This window comes from Nocardia sp. NPDC058658, from assembly GCF_042716665.1.
GTDB lineage: Bacteria > Actinomycetota > Actinomycetes > Mycobacteriales > Mycobacteriaceae > Nocardia.
The window spans coordinates 190,155-211,139 of record NZ_JBHXRR010000005.1 but is presented as its reverse complement, the minus strand read 5'-3'; the positions used below and the strand labels follow the sequence as shown (position 1 = coordinate 211,139).

Annotated in this window: 23 protein-coding genes; 12 read left to right on the top strand and 11 right to left on the bottom strand. The window is 67.1% G+C overall.

The genetic code is table 11. The features are described 5' to 3' along the window. Nucleotides 1-451 precede the first annotated feature (451 nt). From cobM to ACFWUP_RS11570, 3 genes are read right to left on the bottom strand one after another with little or no spacing between them, the layout of a single operon-like run. A complete protein-coding gene (gene cobM, locus ACFWUP_RS11580; protein WP_379233235.1) occupies nucleotides 452-1,207 on the bottom strand; it encodes a precorrin-4 C(11)-methyltransferase in 756 nt (251 codons plus the stop codon). 26 nt (nucleotides 1,208-1,233) lie between these two features. Next, the gene (locus tag ACFWUP_RS11575) at nucleotides 1,234-1,668 is read right to left on the bottom strand and encodes a type II toxin-antitoxin system VapC family toxin (RefSeq protein WP_379233234.1); all 435 of its coding nucleotides are present in this window, start codon (nucleotides 1,666-1,668) and stop codon (nucleotides 1,234-1,236) included. Continuing rightward, the gene (locus ACFWUP_RS11570) at nucleotides 1,665-1,919 is read right to left on the bottom strand and encodes a type II toxin-antitoxin system Phd/YefM family antitoxin (protein WP_379233232.1); all 255 of its coding nucleotides are present in this window, start codon (nucleotides 1,917-1,919) and stop codon (nucleotides 1,665-1,667) included. The genes ACFWUP_RS11575 and ACFWUP_RS11570 overlap by 4 nt, the downstream gene beginning before the upstream one ends. A gap of 157 nt (nucleotides 1,920-2,076) precedes the next feature. Between ACFWUP_RS11570 and ACFWUP_RS11565 the strand changes: the two genes are divergently transcribed. Next, the gene (locus ACFWUP_RS11565) at nucleotides 2,077-2,733 is read left to right on the top strand and encodes a DUF3105 domain-containing protein (RefSeq protein ID WP_379233230.1); all 657 of its coding nucleotides are present in this window, start codon (nucleotides 2,077-2,079) and stop codon (nucleotides 2,731-2,733) included. On the opposite strand, the gene ACFWUP_RS11560 is transcribed toward ACFWUP_RS11565, so the two are convergent. Genes ACFWUP_RS11560 through ACFWUP_RS11550 form a run of 3 tightly spaced genes read right to left on the bottom strand, consistent with a single transcriptional unit; the run spans nucleotide 2,730 to nucleotide 4,999 of the window. Further along, a complete protein-coding gene (locus tag ACFWUP_RS11560) occupies nucleotides 2,730-3,155 on the bottom strand; it encodes a PPOX class F420-dependent oxidoreductase (RefSeq protein ID WP_379233228.1) in 426 nt (141 codons plus the stop codon). The genes ACFWUP_RS11565 and ACFWUP_RS11560 overlap by 4 nt on opposite strands. Before the next feature lie 60 nt (nucleotides 3,156-3,215). After that, nucleotides 3,216-3,833 (bottom strand): LuxR C-terminal-related transcriptional regulator, encoded by a 618-nt coding sequence (locus tag ACFWUP_RS11555; protein WP_379233227.1) that lies wholly within the window; start codon nucleotides 3,831-3,833, stop codon nucleotides 3,216-3,218. Further along, nucleotides 3,830-4,999, bottom strand: coding sequence for a sensor histidine kinase (locus tag ACFWUP_RS11550; RefSeq protein ID WP_379233316.1), 1,170 nt, complete (start codon nucleotides 4,997-4,999; stop codon nucleotides 3,830-3,832). The genes ACFWUP_RS11555 and ACFWUP_RS11550 overlap by 4 nt, the downstream gene beginning before the upstream one ends. Nucleotides 5,000-5,129: 130 nt before the next feature. Between ACFWUP_RS11550 and ACFWUP_RS11545 the strand changes: the two genes are divergently transcribed. The 3 genes from ACFWUP_RS11545 (at nucleotide 5,130) to ACFWUP_RS11535 (ending at nucleotide 7,424) form a co-directional block, all read left to right on the top strand. Further along, the gene (locus tag ACFWUP_RS11545) at nucleotides 5,130-6,170 is read left to right on the top strand and encodes an ABC transporter permease (protein WP_379233225.1); all 1,041 of its coding nucleotides are present in this window, start codon (nucleotides 5,130-5,132) and stop codon (nucleotides 6,168-6,170) included. Nucleotides 6,171-6,244: 74 nt separating this feature from the next. Next, nucleotides 6,245-6,955 carry an ABC transporter ATP-binding protein gene (locus tag ACFWUP_RS11540; RefSeq protein WP_379233223.1) on the top strand — a complete coding sequence of 237 codons (711 nt, stop codon included), beginning with the start codon at nucleotides 6,245-6,247 and terminating at the stop codon, nucleotides 6,953-6,955. A 76-nt stretch (nucleotides 6,956-7,031) separates the two neighbouring features. After that, nucleotides 7,032-7,424: an NYN domain-containing protein gene (locus tag ACFWUP_RS11535; protein ID WP_379233221.1), complete on the top strand. Its 393-nt coding sequence runs from the start codon at nucleotides 7,032-7,034 to the stop codon at nucleotides 7,422-7,424. A 15-nt stretch (nucleotides 7,425-7,439) separates the two neighbouring features. Here ACFWUP_RS11535 and ACFWUP_RS11530 read toward each other — a convergent pair whose 3' ends face one another. From ACFWUP_RS11530 to ACFWUP_RS11520, 3 genes are all read right to left on the bottom strand, one after another. After that, the gene (locus ACFWUP_RS11530) at nucleotides 7,440-7,859 is read right to left on the bottom strand and encodes a PIN domain nuclease (RefSeq protein WP_379233219.1); all 420 of its coding nucleotides are present in this window, start codon (nucleotides 7,857-7,859) and stop codon (nucleotides 7,440-7,442) included. Continuing rightward, nucleotides 7,856-8,065: a type II toxin-antitoxin system VapB family antitoxin gene (locus ACFWUP_RS11525; RefSeq protein ID WP_379233217.1), complete on the bottom strand. Its 210-nt coding sequence runs from the start codon at nucleotides 8,063-8,065 to the stop codon at nucleotides 7,856-7,858. The genes ACFWUP_RS11530 and ACFWUP_RS11525 overlap by 4 nt, the downstream gene beginning before the upstream one ends. A 93-nt stretch (nucleotides 8,066-8,158) precedes the next feature. Further along, entirely contained in the window at nucleotides 8,159-8,755 is a 597-nt protein-coding gene (locus ACFWUP_RS11520) for a TetR/AcrR family transcriptional regulator (RefSeq protein WP_379233215.1), read from the bottom strand. Between the two features lie 86 nt (nucleotides 8,756-8,841). Here ACFWUP_RS11520 and ACFWUP_RS11515 point away from each other — a divergent pair, with 86 nt between their 5' ends. From ACFWUP_RS11515 to ACFWUP_RS11480, 8 genes are all read left to right on the top strand, one after another. After that, entirely contained in the window at nucleotides 8,842-10,440 is a 1,599-nt protein-coding gene (locus ACFWUP_RS11515) for a carboxyl transferase domain-containing protein (RefSeq protein ID WP_379233213.1), read from the top strand. 6 nt (nucleotides 10,441-10,446) lie between these two features. Continuing rightward, on the top strand, nucleotides 10,447-12,837 hold the full coding sequence (locus ACFWUP_RS11510; protein ID WP_379233211.1) for a biotin carboxylase N-terminal domain-containing protein: 2,391 nt from the start codon (nucleotides 10,447-10,449) through the stop codon (nucleotides 12,835-12,837). Beyond that, nucleotides 12,834-13,994, top strand: a complete 1,161-nt coding sequence (locus ACFWUP_RS11505) for an acyl-CoA dehydrogenase family protein (protein ID WP_379233209.1) — start codon at nucleotides 12,834-12,836, stop codon at nucleotides 13,992-13,994. The genes ACFWUP_RS11510 and ACFWUP_RS11505 overlap by 4 nt, the downstream gene beginning before the upstream one ends. 92 nt (nucleotides 13,995-14,086) lie before the next feature. After that, on the top strand, nucleotides 14,087-14,548 hold the full coding sequence (locus ACFWUP_RS11500) for a MaoC family dehydratase (protein ID WP_379233314.1): 462 nt from the start codon (nucleotides 14,087-14,089) through the stop codon (nucleotides 14,546-14,548). 106 nt (nucleotides 14,549-14,654) lie between these two features. Continuing rightward, the gene (locus tag ACFWUP_RS11495; RefSeq protein ID WP_379233207.1) at nucleotides 14,655-15,473 is read left to right on the top strand and encodes an HpcH/HpaI aldolase/citrate lyase family protein; all 819 of its coding nucleotides are present in this window, start codon (nucleotides 14,655-14,657) and stop codon (nucleotides 15,471-15,473) included. A 57-nt stretch (nucleotides 15,474-15,530) separates the two neighbouring features. Next, nucleotides 15,531-17,471, top strand: a complete 1,941-nt coding sequence (locus tag ACFWUP_RS11490) for an acetoacetate--CoA ligase (protein WP_379233205.1) — start codon at nucleotides 15,531-15,533, stop codon at nucleotides 17,469-17,471. 12 nt (nucleotides 17,472-17,483) lie between these two features. After that, entirely contained in the window at nucleotides 17,484-18,698 is a 1,215-nt protein-coding gene (locus tag ACFWUP_RS11485; RefSeq protein WP_379233203.1) for a TetR/AcrR family transcriptional regulator, read from the top strand. A 103-nt stretch (nucleotides 18,699-18,801) separates the two neighbouring features. Further along, entirely contained in the window at nucleotides 18,802-20,211 is a 1,410-nt protein-coding gene (locus ACFWUP_RS11480) for a DUF1254 domain-containing protein (RefSeq protein WP_379233202.1), read from the top strand. A 1-nt stretch (nucleotide 20,212) separates the two neighbouring features. Here the strand turns inward: ACFWUP_RS11480 and ACFWUP_RS11475 are convergent, their stop codons facing one another. Both ACFWUP_RS11475 and ACFWUP_RS11470 read right to left on the bottom strand, forming a co-directional pair. Beyond that, nucleotides 20,213-20,671: a type II toxin-antitoxin system VapC family toxin gene (locus tag ACFWUP_RS11475; protein WP_379233200.1), complete on the bottom strand. Its 459-nt coding sequence runs from the start codon at nucleotides 20,669-20,671 to the stop codon at nucleotides 20,213-20,215. After that, nucleotides 20,661-20,930 carry a type II toxin-antitoxin system Phd/YefM family antitoxin gene (locus ACFWUP_RS11470; protein ID WP_379233198.1) on the bottom strand — a complete coding sequence of 90 codons (270 nt, stop codon included), beginning with the start codon at nucleotides 20,928-20,930 and terminating at the stop codon, nucleotides 20,661-20,663. The genes ACFWUP_RS11475 and ACFWUP_RS11470 overlap by 11 nt, the downstream gene beginning before the upstream one ends. Nucleotides 20,931-20,985 lie beyond the last annotated feature (55 nt).

Below are 20,985 nucleotides of genomic sequence, written 5' to 3'. Positions count from 1 at the left end.
CCCAAACCTCGCTTCCGGAACACCTGGGTAGGCGCTCCCCGACGACACCGGAACGCGAGCGCCCACCTAACTACCAGCGTGGCGCCCGCGTCTCGGGTTCAGTTCTCGAATCAATCAGGCAAAATGTCCATTGGCACTATCTCTCGGCCTGGCCGGTCTCGTTACACGGCCGAGACCATGCACCCAACCGCCCACACCGACAGCGCCGGTCTACTCGTCGCAAACCATCGCACCAATCTACCGGTGCGCCCGCCCCGCAACCAACCACCTCCATAGCTGGCGAGCATCGCCCCAGGTGAGCCAGTCGAGGTGCGTTTGCTGAAGCTTGTCTGCGTCCTCACATCCTCGCCGGACCGGCTGTGCATCGCACTCACTGAGGGATGGATCACACCGAACGGTCTGCTGTTGGGGTGCCAAGGGATACGGCGACATGAGCTGATCGTGCGCCGGTTCAATCCCTGACTTGCCGGACGCGGGCCGGGTCGTAGAGATGGGACTGAGCACAGTCGATCGACAGCGCCATCGCCCGGCCGACCAGGATCACCGCGGCTTGCCGTAGGCCCGCGGCTTCCACCTGGTCGGCGATGTCGATCAGGGTGCCACGCAGGACGAGTTGCTCGGGCTGGCTGGCGCGGTAGACGACGGCGACCGGGCAGTCCGCGCCGTACTCGGCGACCAGTTCCTCGGCGAGCGCTCTGATCCGGGTGATCGCGAGATGCAGGACGAGGGTGGCGCCCGTAGCGGCGAAGTTGGCGAGGGCCTCACCCTGGGGCATCGCGGTGGAGCGGGCCTGGGTTCGGGTGAGAACCACCGACTGGACGACTTCGGGGACGGTCAGTTCGGTGCCGAGGGCTGCCGCCGCGGCCGCGTAGGCGGGGACGCCGGGGGTGATGTCCCACGGGACGTTATAAGTGTCGAGTCTGCGGGTCTGTTCGGTGAGGGCCGAGTAGATCGACGGGTCGCCGGAGCACAGACGCGCCACGTCCTTACCCGCCTCGGTGGCACGCACGAGGTGGTCGATGATCTGGTCCAGGTCCAGGTGCTGGGTGTCGATCAGTTCCGTGCCGGGGGCGCAGTGCGCGAGGACCTCGGGATCGAGGTAGGTGCCCGCGTACAGACAGACCGGGCTGTTGCGCAGCAGGTTGACCGCTCGCACCGTGAGCAGGTCGGCGGCGCCGGGGCCTGCCCCGATGAAATGCACAGTCATGCACGGCAGTGTAGGGCGCTAGCCGATCACAGCGCCGGTGCGTTCGAATCGAAGGTGGCGATCCCGAGCGCCTTCCAAGCGGTGAGCAACTTCCCGTCACCGGATGCGGCAACCAGGTCAGGGTCCTCGAGTTGCGCAGCCGCCGCACAATGGACCGCGTCGTAGCCGCGCAGCGCATACCGCTGCGGGAAGGCAGCCGCCGATTCCGCCAGTTTCTCGTCCACCTCCGTCACATTGATCTGTTGCCAAAAATCGTCGCGCAGACGCGAGGCAGCACGGAGCTGGGATTCGTCGAGTCGGCCCATCCGGTGCGCCTGAGCCAGCGCTGCCGCAGATTCGACATAGAGCAGACGACACGACACAACATCATCGGCGAGGTCCCAAAACCGTTTACACGCAGCACTACTTGGTTCAGCGACCAGCAGCGGAATGAACGCGGAGGTATCGAGGTAGCCGATCACCGGCGCTGATCATCGATGAGATCGGAGACGATTCCACTGCCCTGAACCGGCTCTGCCGCAGGCTGCTTGCGCTTGCGGGCCGGCTGAACGCGGCCTTCTGCCCGCAGCTGCTCCAAAGCGGTCAGCCGATCAACGGGAACGATCCGGGCTATCGGCTTGCCGTGGTCGGTCACTGTCACAGTCCGGCCCGCCCGCACATCGGCCAGATGGCTGCTGAGATGGTCTCGCAGTTCCCGCACACCGATCTCCATGACGCTCCTTTTGTGTCCATAAAACCCTCCCCAATTATAGCCACTTTTGCTGGTTATGGACCGAGAGGCGCGGGCAAGTAGGTTCTGTATCGAACGGCGAGCGTCGGCGACGATGAGACGGGGGTCCGCGATGCGGGTTTCGAGTAGGACCGGTGGAGTGCGCAGCTCGGGTGCTTGCGTGCTGATGGTCGTGGCCGCGATCTCGGCGGCAGGGTGTGCGACCGACACGGTTGCCGGTCAGGCCACCGCCGCTGTCGACAGCTTCGCTCCGTCCGAGGGAGACCGGGATCCCTCGATCCGGATTCCCGGGGTCGTCATCACCGAGATCGCGCCCGGACAGCAGCATGTGCTGCGCACCCAGCGGGTCGCCTATCCGACGATCCCCGCAGTCGGTGGACCGCACGATTCCCAGTGGGCGGCCTGCACCGGCGTCGTCTACGCCAAGGCACTGCGCACCGAGAACGCGGTGCACTCCCTCGAACACGGCGCGGTGTGGATCGCCTACAACCCCGCGAAGGTGAGCGCCGAGGATCAGGCGACGCTGAGCGCCAGGGTGACCGACCGGCAGTACACCCTCATGTCACCCATCCCCGGCATGGACCACCCGATCTCGCTGCAATCGTGGGGCCACCAACTGCCCCTCGACTCCGCCGACGACGAACGCATCGACCAGTTCATCGTCGCCCTGCGCGAAAACCCGTACACCACACCCGAAGTCGGCGCGACCTGCTCGTCACCGCTGTTCGACCGCAACGATCCCCCGCCCTACGACCCGACTCCCCCTGGCCCCGACGCCGTCCCGATGCCCCGCTAGCCGGTCATATCGAAGTGCGCGATGACCTTCGTCGGCCGCACGCGCACCACGACTTCACCGGGAACCCCGTTGCGCTTCCCGAACTCCTCCGCCTTGTCCGCACCCATATACCGGGCGGCGATGGCGGTGGCGGTGCGCACCAGCTCGTCGAGGTCCTCGGACAATGTCACCGTGCCTTGCACCTCGACCAGCGCATACGGCTGCTCCTCGAGATCGACACACAGCGCCACGCGCGGATCACGCGCGAAAGCCCGCCCCTTTGCCGTCGCCTTACCCGTATTGAAAACCAGCTCGTCCCCCTCGACGATGAACCACACCGGCGTCACCAACGGCCGACCGTCCTTCGCGACGAACGCCACCTTCCCCGTTCGCGTGCCGTAGGAAAGAAACTCACGCACCTTGGGATCCGACAAAGAGGCCATCTACTCAGCGTAAACGCAGATGGCGCGCAGGTGCCGAAGGCGAATCAGCATGTCGAGGAGTCAGATCGCGCCGCTTTCGCGTGCTGTCGCCACGGCGGAGGTGCGCGACTTCACGCCGAGCTTGGCGTAGATGTGGACGAGGTGGGACTTGACCGTTGTCTCGCTGAGGAAGAGTTGTTTGGCGATGTCGCGGTTGGACAGACCCGCGGCGACGAGGCGAAGGACTTCGACTTCGCGGGGGCTCAGAGTGGTGTCGGCGCGGCGGACTCTGGTCATCAGCCGGGAAGCGACGGTTGGGGAGAGAACGCTTTCACCCGCCGCGGCGGCCCGGACGGCGGCGAGGAGTTCGGTGGGCGGGGTGTCCTTGAGGAGGTAGCCGACGGCCCCCGCTTCGATGGCGCCGAGGATGTCGGCGTCGGTGTCGTAGTTGGTGACCACGAGGACGTTCGGTGGCGTGGGAAGGGCGCGCAACCCCGCGGTGGCCGAGGCGCCGGAGCGGCCGTCGCCGAAGCGCAGGTCCATCAGGACCAGGTCGACGGGGGTTGCGGCGCAAAACGACACTGCCGCATCGGCATCCGCGACATCGCCGATGACGGTGATGTCGGGGGCGGCGTCGAGCAGGGCGCGCAGGCCCGCGCGGACGATGGCGTGATCGTCGGCGAGGAGAAGACGGATCACGATGCCGCCCCGAGCGGGAAGGTCACCGTCACGGCGGTGTGGCCGGGTTCGGATTCGACGGTCATCGCACCGCCCTGCTGCTCGACGCGGCTGCGCATGGCGGCGAGGCCGAACGCGCCGGATCGAGGGTGGCGCAACGTATCCGGCTTGATCCCGATACCGTCGTCGACGATGTCCAAGTGCGCGTCGGTGTCGTCGTAGGTGAGGGTGACCCGCATGCGCTCAGCTTGCGCGTGCTGCACCACATTGGCCACCGCGCTCTGCGCGATCCGCACCAGCGCCGCCTCGACCGGCATCGGCAGTCGTTCCGGCTCACCCTCGACGAGCAGCTGCGTGGTCAGCGTCGGCGACTGCGCGCGCAGGCAAATGCGTTCCAGCGCACCGGCGAGCGATTGTCCGTCCAGTGCGGCGGGCGACAATTCGTCGATGAGCCTGCGGGTTTCGGCCAGGTCTTCGGCGGCGGTCTCGCGCGCGAGCCGAATACGATCCAGCGCAGGATGATCCGGTGCTTCCTGCTCGACGGCGTGCAGGAGTAACTGAATACTGCTCAAGCCCTGGGCGACGGTGTCGTGGATCTCCTTGGCGAGGCGCTCACGCTCGGCGAGCTTGCCCGCGGTCCGTTCCTGTTCCGCGAGAGTCGCTCTGGTGCCGAGCAATTCGTCGATCAACCGCTCCCGCTCGACCGCCTCGCGATGCAGCGCCTGATAGCCGAGACCGATCCCGATCGCCACCAGCGCGCCGAGCACCGGCCCCACCACCGCACCCGCCGACCATCCACGATGCGCCGCGAACCCGAGCACACCGACCGCCGTCGCCACCATCACCGCGACCAGACTCCACGGCCGTGGCAGCAGGTGCAGGTAGACGAAGAACAACCCGAACGCCAGGTAGACCGCATCGGGGGTGAACGCGAGCAAAACCAGCCACACCACGGTCAGCGCCGCCAGCCACACCCACACCGCCCCGTCGGGAACGGCGTGCGGGAACTCCGCCCCCGCGAAATACACCAGCAGCCACACCACCGTCAGCGCGACCACCGCGAGTCCGTGACCGCCACCGCCGGGCAGCGACGCACGCACCGCCACCACCACCGCCAGCACCGTCACCAGCACATGCAGGCCGAGGCGCAGGGTGGTGACCACCGGGGTCAGGGGCGAGGGGTGCACGTCGACCAGCTTATGTGCGGCAACCACGCGGGCATCCATCGAAAGAAGTAACCGCCGCCAGACCTTGGATGGACGGCGTTTCGTGCGCCGGTGCGATGGCATCGGCAGTCGAGAACGAGACAGTGGAGTCATGTTCGTCGCACTCCGAGATCTGCGCGCCGCCCGTGGCCGCTTCCTGCTCATCACCACGGTGGTGCTGTTGGTGGCGGTGCTGGTGAGCTTCCTCAGTGGCCTCACGGCCGGGCTCGCGCACCAGAACATCTCCGCTGTCCAGGGGATCGATGCCGACCGGGTCGTTTTCGCCGAGACCGGCGCCGACCCGTCCTTCGACTCGTCGGTGCTCACCGAGCAGCAGATCGCGCAGTGGGAATCGGTGGACGCGACCCCCATCGGTATCTCGCGAACCAGGGCCGAGCACGCCGGTGCCAGTCCGACCCAGGTCGCGTTGTTCGGCGGCGATCCGTCGGCATTCAGCAATCACCCTGCTACTGGGCCCGGTGCGGTGGTGCTGAGTTCCGCGGCGGCACGTGAACTGTCCGCGGGCGCCGGTGACATCGTCGTGCTGGCCGGCCACGAGTTCACCGTCGCCGACGTAGCCGGCGACGAGTGGTACAGCCACACCCCCGTGATCTGGACGAGCTTGCCGGACTGGCAGGCGGCCAGCCCGCGCGCCGGTGTCGCGACCGTGCTCGCGGTGACCGGCGATGTGCCCGGCGGCCTCGACGCCGAATCCGGAACACACTCGCTGCCTGCGCGGGATGCCGTCCAGGCGATCGGCTCCTACCAGGCCGAGAACAGCTCACTCACCCTGATGACTGTGCTGCTGTTCGCTATCTCGGCGCTGGTGATCGGTGCCTTCTTCACGGTCTGGACCGTGCAGCGCCAACCCGATATCGCCACTTTGAAGGCCCTCGGCGCGACCACTGGCTCGCTGGTTCGCGATGCTCTCGCCCAGGCCGCGATCGTGCTGACCGCCGGCGTCACGGCAGGCCTTGCGATCACTGCACTCGCCTCGCTGTTCTTAGATGACGCAATGCCTTTCGTGCTCAGCCCCGCGACGACTCTGGTCCCCGCGCTGGCCCTGATCGTCCTCGGGCTCGCCGGCGCCGCTGTCGCCCTGCGCTTCCTGTTCACCACCGACCCGCTGACCGCGCTCGGCGCGACCCGCTGACCACCGCCGCCCGCACCGATGTCGCGGTCGCGCCGCCGATCAGGTGCACCGGCGGGCCAACCGAAGGATTCACCGTGGCAATCACTCTCACCGACGTGACCCTCACCTACCCCGACGGCACCGACCGTCTCACCGCCCTCGATCGGGTGAATCTGCATGTCCCCGGCGGCACCATCGCCGCGGTGACCGGCGCGTCCGGTTCGGGAAAGTCGAGCCTGCTCGCCGTCGCCGCGACTCTGATCCGGCCCGATTCGGGCACGGTTGTGCTCGAAACTTCTTCGGCTACTACGGATCTCGCCGCGTTGAGCCGCCGTGCGGCCGCCGCGGCTCGTCGGAACTCGATGGGCATCGTCTTCCAGCAACCGAATCTCATCCCGTCGCTCACTGCCGTCGAGCAGCTGGAGGTGACCGCCCACCTCGGCGGTCCGAAGCGGGCATCATGCAGTGAAACCACTGCCCGCGCAAAGGAACTGCTCGAAGCGGTAGGCCTGGCCGAACACGCGCACAAACGCCCCGTCCAGCTCTCCGGCGGCCAGCGCCAGCGCGTCAACATCGCCCGCGCCCTCATGAACGACCCCGCCCTGCTCGTGGTCGACGAACCCACCAGCGCGCTGGACTCCGAACGCGGTGCCGCGATCATCGCCCTGATCACCAGCATCGCCCGCGAGCACCGCGCCGCCACCATCCTGGTCACCCATGACCCCACCCACCTGCATCGCATGGACGCGGTCTACCGCATGTCCGACGGCCGCCTCACCGGTGTCACCGTCCCCGCGCCCGCCTGATCGTTGCGTCACCGCACAGGCGACGAATCCGGCGCGTCCGCTCGGCGCAACCCATGCCGACAGGCAGACTGGGCTCATGAGCGATCTGAGGCATCTCATCGTGGTGGATGCGGCCAATGTGATCGGGTCGCGGGCCAACGGGTGGTGGAAGGACCGGGCGGGTGCCGCGCGCAGGCTGCTCTCCGACGTGGCGACCCTGACGACCCGCCTTCCGGAAACCACCGAGGTCACGGTCGTCCTCGAAGGCGCGGCCAAGGCCGCCGCCGACGGCGCCGAACCCTCCGCACCGCGAATGCGGGTGGTCCTGGCCGAACGCTCGGGCGACGACAAGATCGTCGACGTGGTCGCCGAAGCGAACTCCCACGAGCAGATCACCGTCGTCACCGCCGACCGCGAACTCCGCACCCGGGTAGCAGCCCACGGCGCCGAAACCGTCGGCCCCGGCTGGTTCTGGAGCCAGCTCGACTGACCGCGAACTACCCTGTCAGCTCACCGTCCCCGGCGCCGCGATCCACTGGGTCGGCTGACCCGTCGCTTTGGAAACCGTCTCGAAATCGTGGTCGCAATGCAGAATCGTAATGCGATTCGCCTCTGCGGTCGCTGCGATCACCAGGTCCGCGGCACCGGCGCTGCGATGCTCCCCCTGTTCGGTGAGTAACTGCTGAATCTCATGCGTCCGCGTCCATACGCCATCGGGTGTGGGCGCCCAACCGAACAATTCGCCGAGCAGCTTCTTCTTTCGCAGTCGATCAGCGAGCGACGTTGCGCCATAGAGGAGTTCGAGCTCTACGACGTCGCAAACCGCGACCGCACCCGCAGTGACGGTCTCTTGCCATGCCTGTTTGACAGCGGGATTCGCGATGAATCTGACGGCGGCGGAGGTATCGATCAGATAGCTGATCATCCTCGGTAGTTGGACTTGTCGAGCAGCACGTCGAAGTCGCCCTGCTCGGCCATCTCAGCCAGGTTGTTCAACGCTCTGACTCGCTTGAGCCGCTTCGCGACCTCAGCGAGAGCTGCGTTGACAGTTTCCTTCTTCGTCGATGTTCCCAGAAGTTGCTGCGCCTCCGCGAGCGCTTCGTCGTCAACCTCGATCAGCAGCTTGGACACTTCCACCTCGCATTGACGTTATATACGACCTATATAGATTATATATCACCGAGTCGGGTCAGTGCATTCCTGCGGCGGCGGCCGACCTGCAAGCTAGGCCGACAGTGCGGCCAAGGCCATCTGACGCAGGACAGGGCGGGCGCGGGAGGCGCTGGCCGCGGAGGCGCTGTGGGGGGTGGAGTTGATCAGGCCGAAGGCGGCGTGGGCTTGGATTCGGGCGGTTTCCTCGAGGAGGGTGGGGGTCAGTTCACGGAGGACGCCTACCCAGATTTCGACGTATTGGCGTTGGGTGCGGCGCAGGGTGCGGCGGTCGGGGGTGGGGACGTTGTCGAGGTCGCGGTCCTGGATGCGGATGAGTTCGGGGTTGCCGAAGGCGAAGTCGAGGTGGAAGTCGACCAGGGCGGTGAGTGCTGTTGCCGCCGAGGATGATTCGTCAACTACCGCGCGGCCACCTGACAGCAGGCGCTCACTGACGCCGACGAGGAGTTCGACCAGCAGTGCCTCTTTGTTCGCGAAGTGGCGGTAGACGGCGGGGCCGCTGATGCCGACGGCGGCGCCGAGGTCGTCGAGGCGCACGCCGAAGAAGCCGCGGTCGGCGATGAGGCGCGCGCCCGCGGCCAGCAACTGCTCGCGACGCTGGGCCTTGAGCTGTTCGCGGCGGGTCACCTGAACAGGTTCGGTGGTCGACATTCCGGCGCCCCCTCTGGACAACTTGGTTAGTCAAGATTAACCTGAATTTCAGTTATTAGCGATTAACCGAATGAGAGAATGGCGCGATGACGGTTACGCAAGAGACCGAACCCACCGCGGTGAGCAATCGCGACGCGCACGCCGCGCTGGTCGCGGACCTACAGCAGCGGCTCGCCACGGCCGCGCTCGGTGGTCCACAGAAGTCGCGCGAACGGCATGTGGCCAGGGGCAAGCTGCTTCCCCGCGAGCGCGTCGACCAGCTCCTCGACCCGGGTAGCCCGTTCCTCGAGCTGGCCCCGCTCGCGGGCAACGGCATGTACGACGACGAGTGCCCCGGCGCGGGCATGATCGCGGGCATCGGCCGTATCTCGGGTCGCGAGTGCCTGATCCTGGCTAACGACCCCACGGTCAAGGGCGGCACGTACTACCCGATCTCGGTGAAGAAACACCTGCGCGCGCAAGAGGTGGCCGCCCAGAACAACCTGCCGTGCGTGTATCTGGTCGAGTCCGGCGGCGGGTTCCTGCCGCGCCAGGACGAGGTGTTCCCCGACCGTGAGCACTTCGGGCGGATCTTCTTCAACCAGGCGAACATGAGCGCGCGCGGTATCGCGCAGATCGCGGCGGTCATGGGTTCGTGCACCGCCGGTGGCGCGTACGTGCCCGCGATGGCCGACGAAGCGGTGATCGTGCGCGACCAGGGCACGATCTTCCTCGGCGGCCCGCCGCTGGTGAAGGCGGCGACCGGCGAGATCGTCACCGCCGAGGATCTCGGCGGCGGTCTGCTGCACTCACGCACCTCCGGCGTCACCGATCACCTCGCCGAGGACGACCGCGACGCACTGCACATCGTCCGCAATATCGTTGCGACGCTTGGTCCCCGCCCGGAGTCGCCGTGGGAGGTGCTGCCGAGCACACCGCCCGCCAAGCCCACCGACGAGCTCTACGACGTCGTCCCCGTCGACCCGCGCACACCGTACGACGTGCACGAGGTGATCGATCGAATCATCGACGGCGAGAGCGGCTTCCAGGAATTCAAGGCCGAGTACGGCAAAACCCTGGTCACCGGTTTCGCCCGCATCCACGGCCATCCCGTCGGCATCGTCGCCAACAACGGCGTGCTGTTCAGCGAATCCGCCATGAAGGGCGCGCATTTCATCGAACTGTGCGACAAGCGCAAGATCCCGCTGCTGTTCCTGCAGAACATCACCGGCTTCATGGTCGGCCGCGATTACGAGGCAGGCGGCATCGCCAAGCACGGCGCGAAGATGGTCACCGCCGTCGCGTGCGCGCGGGTGCCGAAGCTCACGGTGGTGATCGGCGGCTCCTACGGCGCGGGCAACTACTCCATGTGCGGGCGCGCGTATTCGCCTCGCTTCCTGTGGATGTGGCCGAATGCGCGCATCTCGGTGATGGGTGGCGAACAGGCCGCATCGGTGCTGGCGACGGTGCGCGGCGATCAGCTCGACAGCGCGGGCAAGCCGTGGTCGGTCGAGGATCAGGAGGCATTCAAGGCTCCGATCCGCGAGCAGTACGAGACCCAGGGCAACCCCTACTACGCGACCGCGCGCATCTGGGACGACGGCGTGATCGCGCCCGCCGACACCAGAACCGTGCTCGGCCTTGCCCTTTCGGTGTGCGCGCAAGCGCCGCTCGAACCCGTTTCCTACGGCGTCTTCCGGATGTGAGCCGAAATGCTGAACAAGAACCACCCCGTTGAATTCGACACCGTGCTGGTCGCCAATCGTGGCGAGATCGCGGTGCGAGTGATCAAAACGTTGCGCGCCATGGGCATTCGCTCGGTCGCGGTGTACAGCGATGCCGATGCCGATGCGCGCCATGTGCGTGAGGCCGATGTCGCCGTGCGGCTCGGGCCCGCGCCTGCCCGCGAGAGTTACCTGTCGATCGAGAAGGTCGTCGATGCTGCCGTGCGGTCCGGTGCGCAGGCGGTGCATCCGGGTTATGGCTTCCTGTCGGAGAATTCGGCTTTCGCGGCCGCGCTGGCCGATGCGGGCATCGTTTTCCTCGGGCCGCCCGCGAAGGCCATCGAGGTGATGGGCGACAAGATCACCGCGAAGAAGACGGTTACCGCGTTCGGTGTCCCCGTGGTGCCGGGCATCGCCGAACCGGGGCTCACCGATGCGCAATTGATCGCCGCCGCAACAGAAATCGGCTACCCGGTACTCGTGAAGCCGTCCGCCGGTGGTGGCGGTAAGGGTATGCGCCGGGTCGCCGATCCCGCTGATCTTCCTGCCGCGCTGGTCAGTGCCCGGCGTGAGGCCGGTGCGGCGTTCGGTGACGACACCCTGTTCCTGGAACGGTTCGTCAACCGGCCCCGCCACATCGAGGTGCAGGTCCTGGCCGACAAGTTCGGCAATGTGGTGCACCTCGGTGAGCGCGAATGCAGTTTGCAGCGCAGGCACCAGAAGGTGATCGAAGAGGCACCGTCGCCGCTGCTCGACGCACAGACCAGGGCTCGGATCGGCGCCGCGGCGTGCAATACCGCGCGCAGTGTCGACTACGTGGGTGCGGGCACCGTGGAGTTCATCGTCTCGGCCGACCAGCCCGACGAGTTCTTCTTCATGGAGATGAACACCCGTCTGCAGGTGGAACATCCGGTGACCGAGATGGTGACTGGGGTGGACCTGGTGGAGTGTCAGGTGCGGGTGGCGGCCGGTCAGAAGTTGGCGCGGACCCAGGACGAGATCCACCTGGTCGGCCATGCCATCGAGGCGCGCGTCTACGCGGAGGACCCGGGTCGCGGGTTCCTGCCCACCGGTGGCACCGTGCTCGCACTGTCGGAGCCGGAAGGTACTGGCGTTCGGGTGGATTCGGGGATCTCGGTGGGGACTGTGGTCGGTAGTGATTACGACCCGATGCTGTCGAAGGTGATCGCGCGGGGCAATACTCGCGCCGACGCCCTCGCCGCGCTGGATCGCGCACTGGAACAGACTGTGCTGCTGGGTGTTACGAGCAACATCGAATTCCTGCGGTTCCTGCTGGCCGACGACGATGTCCAGGCCGGCCGACTCGACACCGCGCTGCTGGACCGCCGCGTCGCCGACTTCGTGCCCGCCGAGGCCACCGACGACGAATTCATCGCCGCCGCAACGTATCACTGGCTCCGACGTTGGCCGGCTGGCGATGCGGACCTGTGGTCGACGCCGTCGGGATGGCGCCTCGGCACACCCGCGCCGACCACGATCCGCCTCGCAGCCGGAGACCTGGTGCGCCACGTCTTCATCACGGGCACACCGACTTCCGCCACTGTCTGGCTCGAGCGTGATGGCACTGCCGGGACCTCGCCGTCCGTGCCGGAGAGAGCCGCCGAACTACCCGCCCACACTGCGGGTGCTGGCGAACTACCCGCCCACACTGCGGGTGCTGGCGAACGGCCCGGCCATGCGGCAGGCTCGGACCACACGGCGGCCTCCGGCACACGCCCGCTCGACCTCGCCACAAGGCCCATGTCGGCCACCCTGGCCGATGACAGACTGACCCTCACCCTGGACGGACTGCGCCGCAAGGTGCGCATCATCGATGGCGACGATCAGCTGTGGGTGAGCGGCAACGGTCGCGTGGCCGTACTGCGCAAGGTCGCCGAGGCGGCCGTCCGTGGCGACGCCGCGCACGTCGGCGATGCCGAAATCCGCAGCCCCATGCCAGGTTCAGTCATCGCGACGCCGGTCGAGAACGGTGCGACTGTCGCCGTCGGCGATCCGGTGATCGTGATCGAGGCCATGAAGATGGAGCACGCGCTCACCGCGCCGGTAGCGGGCACGGTGGAGCTGCTCGCCGCCCCGGGCGCCCAGGTGAAGCTGGACCAGGTACTGGTGCGCGTCATCGCCGATCTACCGGACACCACCACTACCAACCCCGGCGTCACCGCCACGGCTGCGGCCATCGCCACCGGCCCCAGCGTCACCGCCACGGCTGCTGCTATCACGACCCACCCCGGCGTCACCGCCACCGTTGGCGGCCCGGCCGAGTCCGCCACCGTTGGCGGCCCGGCCGAGTCCGCCACCGTTGCCGGCCCGACCGAGCACGGCGCCGCGAAGACTGACCACCAAGGAACCCCCGCATGACCGACTACCTCTCCACCGGATCGCTGCCGGAGGAATACCGCCAGCTCGCACTCACCGTGCGCGACTTCGCCGACCAGGTCGTCGCCCCGGTCTCGGCGAAACACGATGCCGAGCACAGCTTTCCGTACGAAGTCGTGGCAGGCATGGCCGAGATGGGACTGTTCGGCCTGCCGTTTCCCGAGGAGTTCGGTGGCATGGGCGGCGACTACTTCGCCCTGTGCCTGGCGCTCGAGGAACTCGGCAAGGTCGACCAGAGTGTGGCGATCACCCTCGAGGGCGGCGTCTCGCTCGGCGCCATGCCGATCTACCGCTTCGGCAACGACAAGCAGCGCAACGAGTGGCTGCCCCAGCTCACCAGCGGTCGCGCGTTGGCGGGCTTCGGGCTCACCGAACCCGATGCGGGCAGCGACGCGGGCGGCACCCGCACCACCGCTGTCCAGGACGGCGAGACCTGGGTGATCAACGGCGCCAAGCAGTTCATCACCAACTCCGGCACCGACATCACCCGCCTGGTCACCGTCACCGCGGTCACCGGGCAGACCGGCGGCAAGAAGGAGATCTCCACCATCCTGGTGCCGACCGACACCCCCGGTTTCGTCGCCGAGCCCGCCTACAACAAGGTCGGCTGGAACGCCTCCGACACCCACCCGCTGAGCTTCACCGACGTGCGGGTGCCGCAGGAGAACCTGCTCGGCGAGCGCGGTCGCGGCTACGCCAACTTCCTGCGCATCCTCGACGAGGGCCGCATCGCGATCGCCGCCCTGGCGGTCGGTGCCGCGCAGGGTTGTGTGGACGAGAGTGTGCGGTACGCGAAGGAGCGGCAGGCGTTCGGCCAGGCCATCGGTCGCAATCAGGCCATCGCGTTCAAGATCGCCAGGATGGAGGCGCGCGCCCACACCGCGCGCACCGCCTATTACGACGCGGCCGCGCTGCTGCTGGCGGGCAAGCCGTTCAAGAAGCAGGCGTCCATCGCGAAGATGGTCGCCAGCGAGGCCGCGATGGACAATGCCCGCGACGCCACCCAGATCTTCGGTGGCAACGGATTCATGAACGAGTACCCCGTCGCCAGGCACTACCGTGACAGCAAGATCCTGGAAATCGGCGAGGGGACCACGGAGGTACAGCTGATGCTGATCGCAAGGGAGCTGGGTCTGTGACCGCGCCTGATCACGGCGGACCGGAGGCGGCAGCGGAGCGTGACCACGCAGGGCCTCGAGAGCAGGCGCCATCGAGCACAGCGCGTCGCGTCGTGCAGCGGGGGCTGTGGTTCGAGGAGTTCGAGATCGGCACGATCTACGAGCACCGCCCGGGCCGCACCATCACCGAGGCCGACAATGTCCTGTTCACCACGCTGACCATGAACACCCAGGCACTGCACCTGGACGCGGCCTTCGCCGACGCCCAGCCGCCGTTCAACCAGCGCCTGGTGAACTCGATGTTCACGCTGTCGACACTGGTCGGGCTGTCGGTCGCCCAGCTCACCCAGGGCACCCTGGTGGCCAACCTCGGCTTCTCCGAGATGACCGTGCCCGCGCCGCTGTTCCACGGCGACACCATGTACGCCGAAACGCTGGTGACCGACAAGCGCGAGTCCAAGAGTCGCCCGGGCGAGGGCATCGTGAGCCTGGCGCACACCGCGCGCAATCAGAACGGTGTGGTGGTGGCGACCGCCGTTCGCCAGACGCTCGTGCGAAAGGCGCCCGCCGCGTGAGCAACCGAGGCCCCGCTACCGCGTACGGCGTGAGCAGTGCGCGTCCACGGACCGTCGCCCTGCACCCGCGCGAAGCCGCCCGCGCGACCCGCCGAATGGAGTCAGCATGAGTACCTGGCAGCCGAGTGGACCCGCGTGGCTGTTCTGCCCGGCGGATCGTCCTGAGCGTTTCGCCAAAGCTGCCGCGGCCGCCGATGTGGTGATTCTCGATCTCGAGGACGGTGTCGCGGCGGGCGACAAGGCCGCCGCCAGACAGGCACTCCTCGACACTCCACTCGACCCGCAGCACACCGTGATTCGCGTCAACGCCGCCGACACCGACGAGTACGCGGCCGATCTGGCGGTGCTCGCGCAGACTGCCTACCGCCGGGTCATGCTGCCCAAATGTGAATCGGCAGAACAGGTTCGCAGCCTCGCGGATTACGAGGTGATCGTGCTGGTCGAATCGCCGCTGGGCGCAGTGCGGGTCGCCGAATCGGTGCAGGCCGACAATGCCATCGGCGTGATGTGGGGCGCCGAGGACCTGGTCGCGGGCCTCGGCGGCAATTCGAGCCGGACGGCCGACGGTGGCTACCGCGATGTCGCACGCCACGTCCGGTCGTCAAGCCTCTTGGCGGCCAAGGCATTCGGCCGCTTCGCCTTGGACTCGGTGTACCTGAACATCAAGGATCTCGATGGCCTCGCCGCGGAGACCGCCGACGCTGTCGCCGTCGGATTCGACGCCAAGGTCGCCATCCACCCTAGCCAGGTCGCCGTGATCCGTGACGGCTACGCGCCCGACCCGGCCGAGCTCGACTGGGCGCGCCGGGTGCTGGCGGAGGTGCCCAACCATCGGGGCGTCTTCGCGTTCGAGGGCCGTATGGTCGACGCACCGGTACTCCGGCATGCCGAGCAGATCGTTCGGCGAGCGGGCGTGCCGGGCTGAGTATCGGGGTAACCAGCTGCCGATATCCGAAGTAGTCCAGTTCGAGGAGGACATCCGGTGCAACCGCTATGGGTACCGAACGCACACGATATCGCGTCGGCCCGCATCACCGACTTCGCCACCTTCGTCACCGCGCGAACCGGCGTCGAATACCCCGACTACCAGGCATTGTGGCAGTGGTCGGTCAACGACGTCGAGGGCTTCTGGCAGGCGGTGTGGGACTACTTCGAGCTCGGTGAGACCGCGGGCGAGGTCCTGGAGTCGCGAGAGATGCCGGGTGCGCAGTGGTTCCCCGGCACCCGGCTGAACTATGTCGACCAGGTCATCCGCATGGCGCAGTTCGGCCACCCCGCGATCATCGCCCTGCACGAGGACGCCGAGCCACGCGAAATCCTGTGGTCGGATCTGATCGAGCAGGTCACCGTCTTCGCGCGGACACTGCGTGAGCAGGGTGTCGAAGCCGGTGACCGGGTGGTCGGCTATCTGCCGAACATTCCCGAAGCGATCGTCGCCTTCCTCGCCACCGCCAGCATCGGCGCGGTGTGGAGTGCGTGCGGTCAGGACTACACCGCCAAGGCGGCCCTCGACAGGCTGGGCCAACTCGACCCGAAGGTCCTGGTCACCGCCGACGGCTACCACTTCGGCGGCAAGGAACACGACAAGCGGGCCGATATCGCCGCCCTCCAGGACGGACTGGATCCGATTGCGACAGTGGCTGTTTCGCAGCTCGGGCTTGACGTGCCCGATGCGATGTCATGGACGGACGCTGTAGCCGACGCCGGGCTCGGTGTAATCGAAACTGTCCCTGTCGATTTCGACCATCCGTTGTGGATCGTGTTCTCTTCCGGTACCACCGGACTACCCAAGGGCATCGTCCACGGCCACGGCGGCGTGTTGCTCGAGCACCTGAAAGCCGTTGCTCTGCAGTCGAACATGGGCCCCGAAGACACGTTCTTCTGGTACACCAGCCCGAGCTGGATGATGTGGAACTTCCAGGTAGCGGGCCTGCTGACCGGCACCACTGTGGTCACCTACGACGGCAGCCCTACCGCCGGTGGAGCGGATGCCCTGTGGCGCCTCGCCGCTCAGGTCGGTGCCACCGTTTTCGGTACCAGCCCCGGTTATGTGCTCGGCTGCATCAAGGCCGGCTCGGTGCCACGCGTCGATCACGACCTGTCCGCGCTGCGCTCGGTCGGCATCACGGGGTCGGCGCTGCCCGTGTCGAGCGCGCTGTGGCTGAACGAGAATGCGGGCGAACATGTTCAGGTGAACTCGATCAGCGGCGGCACCGATGTGGTGTCGGCGTTCGTCGGCGGTGCGCCGACCGTACCGGTGTGGCCGGGTGAGCTCTCGGCGCCGTATCTCGGTGTCGCCCTCGATGCCTTCAACGAGCAGGGCGAGCCCGTGCGCGGCGAGGTCGGCGAGCTGGTGGTCACCGCGCCCATGCCGTCGATGCCGGTCAGGTTCTGGCGTGATGATGACGGAAAGCGCTACCACGCAGCCTATTTCGACACCTACCCCGGTGTATGGCGCCACGGCGACTGGATCACCCTCACCGAACACGGCAGCATCGTCGTGCACGGCCGCTCCGATTCCACCCTCAACCGCCACGGCATCCGCATGGGCAGCGCCGACATCTACCAGGTGGTCGAACAGTTCCCCGAGATCGCCGAGGCTCTGGTGATCGGTGCCGAACAACCCGACGGCGGCTACTGGATGCCGCTTTTCGTCGTGCTCGCCCCCGGCGCGGAACTGTCCGAGGACCTGAAAACCCGCCTGGCCACCGCGATCCGCACCGAGGTCTCCCCCCGCCACGTCCCCGACGAGATCCGCGAAGCCCCCGGCATCCCCCATACCCGCACCGGAAAGAAACTCGAAGTCCCCATCAAGAAGCTTTTCCAGGGCGCCGACCCCGCCCGCGTGGTCGAACGCAGTGCCGTCGACGACCCGGCGCTGCTCGACTGGTATGCCCGGATCACCCCGCCCGACAAGGGCTAATACACTTGAACTATGAATGTCAGCGATACTCGTGGGGCGCGTGGGGTAGCTGGGGCTGAAGTTCGGCGGCGACCGAAGAATCGTCGGGCGCAGATCGCGGCGTCGTCGGCGGTGGCATTCGGGGCCGCCGGATATCACGGAGTGAGCATGGAGGACATCGCATCCGGGCTCGGGATCAGCTCGGCCGCGCTGTATCGGCACTACCCGAGCAAGTACGCGTTGTTCCGGGAGGAGTTACTTCGGGTCGGGCAGTCGTTCACCACCTCGGTGATGGTGTCGGCGCCGGATACGCTGCCCGCGGCACAGCGGTTGCGGCACATGCTGACCGGGCTGATCGGCGCGACGGTCGAGAACCGTGCGACCGTGCGCCTGGTGCGCTGGGAGGGTCGCTACCTCGAACCGGCGGATCGGGTGATCCTGGACGAGCAGCAGAGCGCGGTACTGGTCGCGCTCGACGAACAGCTGGCGGTGCTGCGGCCCGAATTGACCACGGCCGAGCAGCGAATGGTCTCCACGGCGATTCTCGGGGTGGTCACCAGCATCGCCGATCACCACGCCGCGCTGCCCGTTCGCACGATGGACAAGTTGCTCAGCTCGGCGTGTATGGCGCTGACCGATACCGAATTGCCGCCTGCCGCACTCATTTCCGAGCAGGGTGCGCGCGCCGAGATCCCGGCCTCGTTCAAACATGAACTGCTGCTGCGCAAAGCGGTGGAGCTGTTCCACGAACGCGGGTACCCGAATGTGAGCGTCGAGGACATAGCTTCGGCGGCCGGGCTGTCGGCGGCGTCGGCGGTGTACCGGTTCTATCGCGGCAAGAGCGATATCCTCGCGGCGGCGTTCCGGCGGGCGGCGGACCGGGTGTCCGGGGCGATCGGGCCCGCGGTCGCGAGCACGCCCGACAGTGGTGCCGCACTCGGCGTGCTGGTCGATCAGTTCGTCGCCGACACCTTCGACGAGCGGGCGCTCGCCGTCGTCTACTACGCGGAGTTCGGGCACGTGCCCGCCGAGGAACGCGCGGTTCTGCGCAATATCCAGCGGTTGAGCGTGCAGGAATGGGCGCGGCTGGTGCGCGAGGTGCGCCCGGAACTGTCCGCGGCCGAGGCGCGCTTCCTGGTGCACGCGGCGTTCGCGATGGTGATCGACCTCGGTCAGACGTTCGGCGACGACCCGATCGCGGGCCGGGCCAGGGTGGGTTTCCTGATGCGACGGGTGCTGCTCGGCTGAGGTCACGCATTCGCCGGATGCGGCAGTTCACCCGTTGCGGATGAGGCGGACCGCTCGCGCGGCGACCTACGCTCGGCGATCAGGCCGTCGAACGGGAGCGTGAATGGATCCACGTGCGGGTGCGCTGACCAGGCGATCGTTGCTCGGACTCGGGGCCGCGATCGCCGCCGGTGCGCTGGTGCCAGGGTGCGGTGGCGAACCGTGGTCAGGGCCTGCCCACACGACCGGGCCCCGCGATGTCCTCGCCTTGGCGATCGAGGCTTACATCTTCGGCTATCCGATGATCATGCTGGACATGATGCGCGCGGCCAGCGGACCGTCCAACACCATCGAGCACAGCGTGCTGCCCGATCCGCACGACCGTGGGGTGGCCAGGCTCAGCCACGACATGGTGTATTCGCAGGCCTGGCTCGACCTTTCCGACGAGCCGATGGTGTTGCAGATTCCGGGGATGGAGCCGGATCGGTACTGGTTGTTCCAGCTGGTCGACGGGTGGGCCAATACGGTCCACGACCTGTCGAGTAAGACGCCGCGAACCTCCGTCGAGGGCCCGCCGTACACCTATGTCGTCACGGGTCCGCAGTGGACCGGCGACGTGCCGTCGATCATGACCCGACTACACATGCCGTCGGCGATGTGTACCGCTGTCGGCCGGATCCAGATCAACGGCACCGCGGACGCGCCCAAAGTGCACCAGTGGCAGCAGCAGGTGAAGCTGATCCCGTTGAGCGCCTGGATGCGGGGCGAACTCGACCGCACGGTCAGCCGCGTCCACCCGATCGACCGCGGACCGGAACCCCCGGTGAAACGCATCGCCGCGATGGACGGTCGCACCTACCTCGATCGCCTGTGCCGCGTCATGCTCGCCGATCCGCCCGCACCGGCTGACGCCCCGCTGATGGACCAGATCGCCGCGATCGGCGTACTCCCCGGTGGCACCGTCGACAACCAACCGACCGACGTGCTCGACGAGGCGGTCCGCCAGGCCCAGCGCCGCATCATCGACTGGACCGACCCCACCGCCCGCCACGTCAACGGTTGGGAAATCCCCATCGACCTGGCGAGCTTCGGCACCGACTACCTGCGCCGCGCCGCCAATACCCTCTACACCCCCGGCCTGGCTCCCCTGCGCGACATCCTCTACGCCAACCAGCAGGCCCCCACCACCGACGATCAGGGCCGCCCCCACCGCTACCGAATCCGCTTCGCCCCAGGCCAATGGCCGCCCGTCGACGCCTTCACCTCGATCACCGCCTACGACACCCAGGGTTTCCTCGTCCCCAACCCCGCCCAGACCTACTCCGTAGGCCACTTCCCCGCCGCCGTCCCCGCGCCCGACGGATCCGTGGAATTCGCTGTCCAACAACAAGACCCGAGCCCCACCATCCCCCAAGCCAACTGGCTCCCCATTCCCGAAACCGGCGACGTCATCCTCACCCTGCGCCTCTACGCGCCCCGCGAGGCGGCAATCGAGGGGAAGTGGGGGCCACCACCGCTGACCAGGCTCGACTGAGTCAGAAACGGCTCGGTACTACCGGCTGGGGAACTGAAACCACGGTCAGCAATTCGTCCAAGCCGAGAAAATCATCCGGGTTCGTGGTGAACAACGGGAGCTCCTCCGAGATGGCTACCGACGCGATCATGAGATCAGCGATCCGACGCCGCGGCTTACGCCCGACACTGACTACCGCAGCACATACCCGCCCATAGATCCGCGCAGCATCAGCACCGAATGGTATGGGGTCGAACTCGTTCTCCGCTCGCTGGAGGACATCCAAACGGCGCGCGCGCTCGGAATGCTCGTCGTATTCGTCCTGTTCGTCATTGCGGCGAACCTTATGCGGACCCGAAGACAACTCCGCCAGCGTGATTGTGCTGATGGCCATCGCGTCAGGCAGTTGCTCCGCATCGATCCAACGACGCAGGATCATGATGTTGGTATCGAGCAATCCGAACTCGTGATCAGCGGCCATACGGGTCACCCGCGTATTGGTCGGACACCTGGTCCTGGTCGGCGCGGAAAGCCTCGACGGAAATGGCAGGCGCGGTCCGCGACATCGCTGCGAACTCCGCCCGAGGCACGAAACGCCGACGACGGCGTAGCGGAATCAATTCACCGATCCGATGTCCGTCACGGGTGACAATGAAGGCCTGCCCTTGCTGGACGGCATCCATGATTTCCTTCGACCGATTACGTAAATCGCGTTGAGTGATCTCGGGTTGCGGCTGCATACCCCCAGTGTAGAGCAGGTGTGCCACAAGGTGCCACTATGTGCCACTCCCCTGA

Coding starts and splice junctions, on each gene's coding strand:
- cobM (WP_379233235.1), bottom strand. CDS start 1,207: ATGACTGTGCATTTCATCGGGGCAGGCCCCGGCGCCGCCGACCTGCTC.
- ACFWUP_RS11570 (WP_379233232.1), bottom strand. CDS start 1,919: ATGGAGATCGGTGTGCGGGAACTGCGAGACCATCTCAGCAGCCATCTG.
- ACFWUP_RS11560 (WP_379233228.1), bottom strand. CDS start 3,155: ATGGCCTCTTTGTCGGATCCCAAGGTGCGTGAGTTTCTTTCCTACGGC.
- ACFWUP_RS11545 (WP_379233225.1), top strand. CDS start 5,130: ATGTTCGTCGCACTCCGAGATCTGCGCGCCGCCCGTGGCCGCTTCCTG.
- ACFWUP_RS11535 (WP_379233221.1), top strand. CDS start 7,032: ATGAGCGATCTGAGGCATCTCATCGTGGTGGATGCGGCCAATGTGATC.
- ACFWUP_RS11530 (WP_379233219.1), bottom strand. CDS start 7,859: ATGATCAGCTATCTGATCGATACCTCCGCCGCCGTCAGATTCATCGCG.
- ACFWUP_RS11520 (WP_379233215.1), bottom strand. CDS start 8,755: ATGTCGACCACCGAACCTGTTCAGGTGACCCGCCGCGAACAGCTCAAG.
- ACFWUP_RS11515 (WP_379233213.1), top strand. CDS start 8,842: ATGACGGTTACGCAAGAGACCGAACCCACCGCGGTGAGCAATCGCGAC.
- ACFWUP_RS11510 (WP_379233211.1), top strand. CDS start 10,447: ATGCTGAACAAGAACCACCCCGTTGAATTCGACACCGTGCTGGTCGCC.
- ACFWUP_RS11505 (WP_379233209.1), top strand. CDS start 12,834: ATGACCGACTACCTCTCCACCGGATCGCTGCCGGAGGAATACCGCCAG.
- ACFWUP_RS11495 (WP_379233207.1), top strand. CDS start 14,655: ATGAGTACCTGGCAGCCGAGTGGACCCGCGTGGCTGTTCTGCCCGGCG.
- ACFWUP_RS11485 (WP_379233203.1), top strand. CDS start 17,484: ATGAATGTCAGCGATACTCGTGGGGCGCGTGGGGTAGCTGGGGCTGAA.
- ACFWUP_RS11480 (WP_379233202.1), top strand. CDS start 18,802: ATGGATCCACGTGCGGGTGCGCTGACCAGGCGATCGTTGCTCGGACTC.
- ACFWUP_RS11475 (WP_379233200.1), bottom strand. CDS start 20,671: ATGGCCGCTGATCACGAGTTCGGATTGCTCGATACCAACATCATGATC.
- ACFWUP_RS11470 (WP_379233198.1), bottom strand. CDS start 20,930: ATGCAGCCGCAACCCGAGATCACTCAACGCGATTTACGTAATCGGTCG.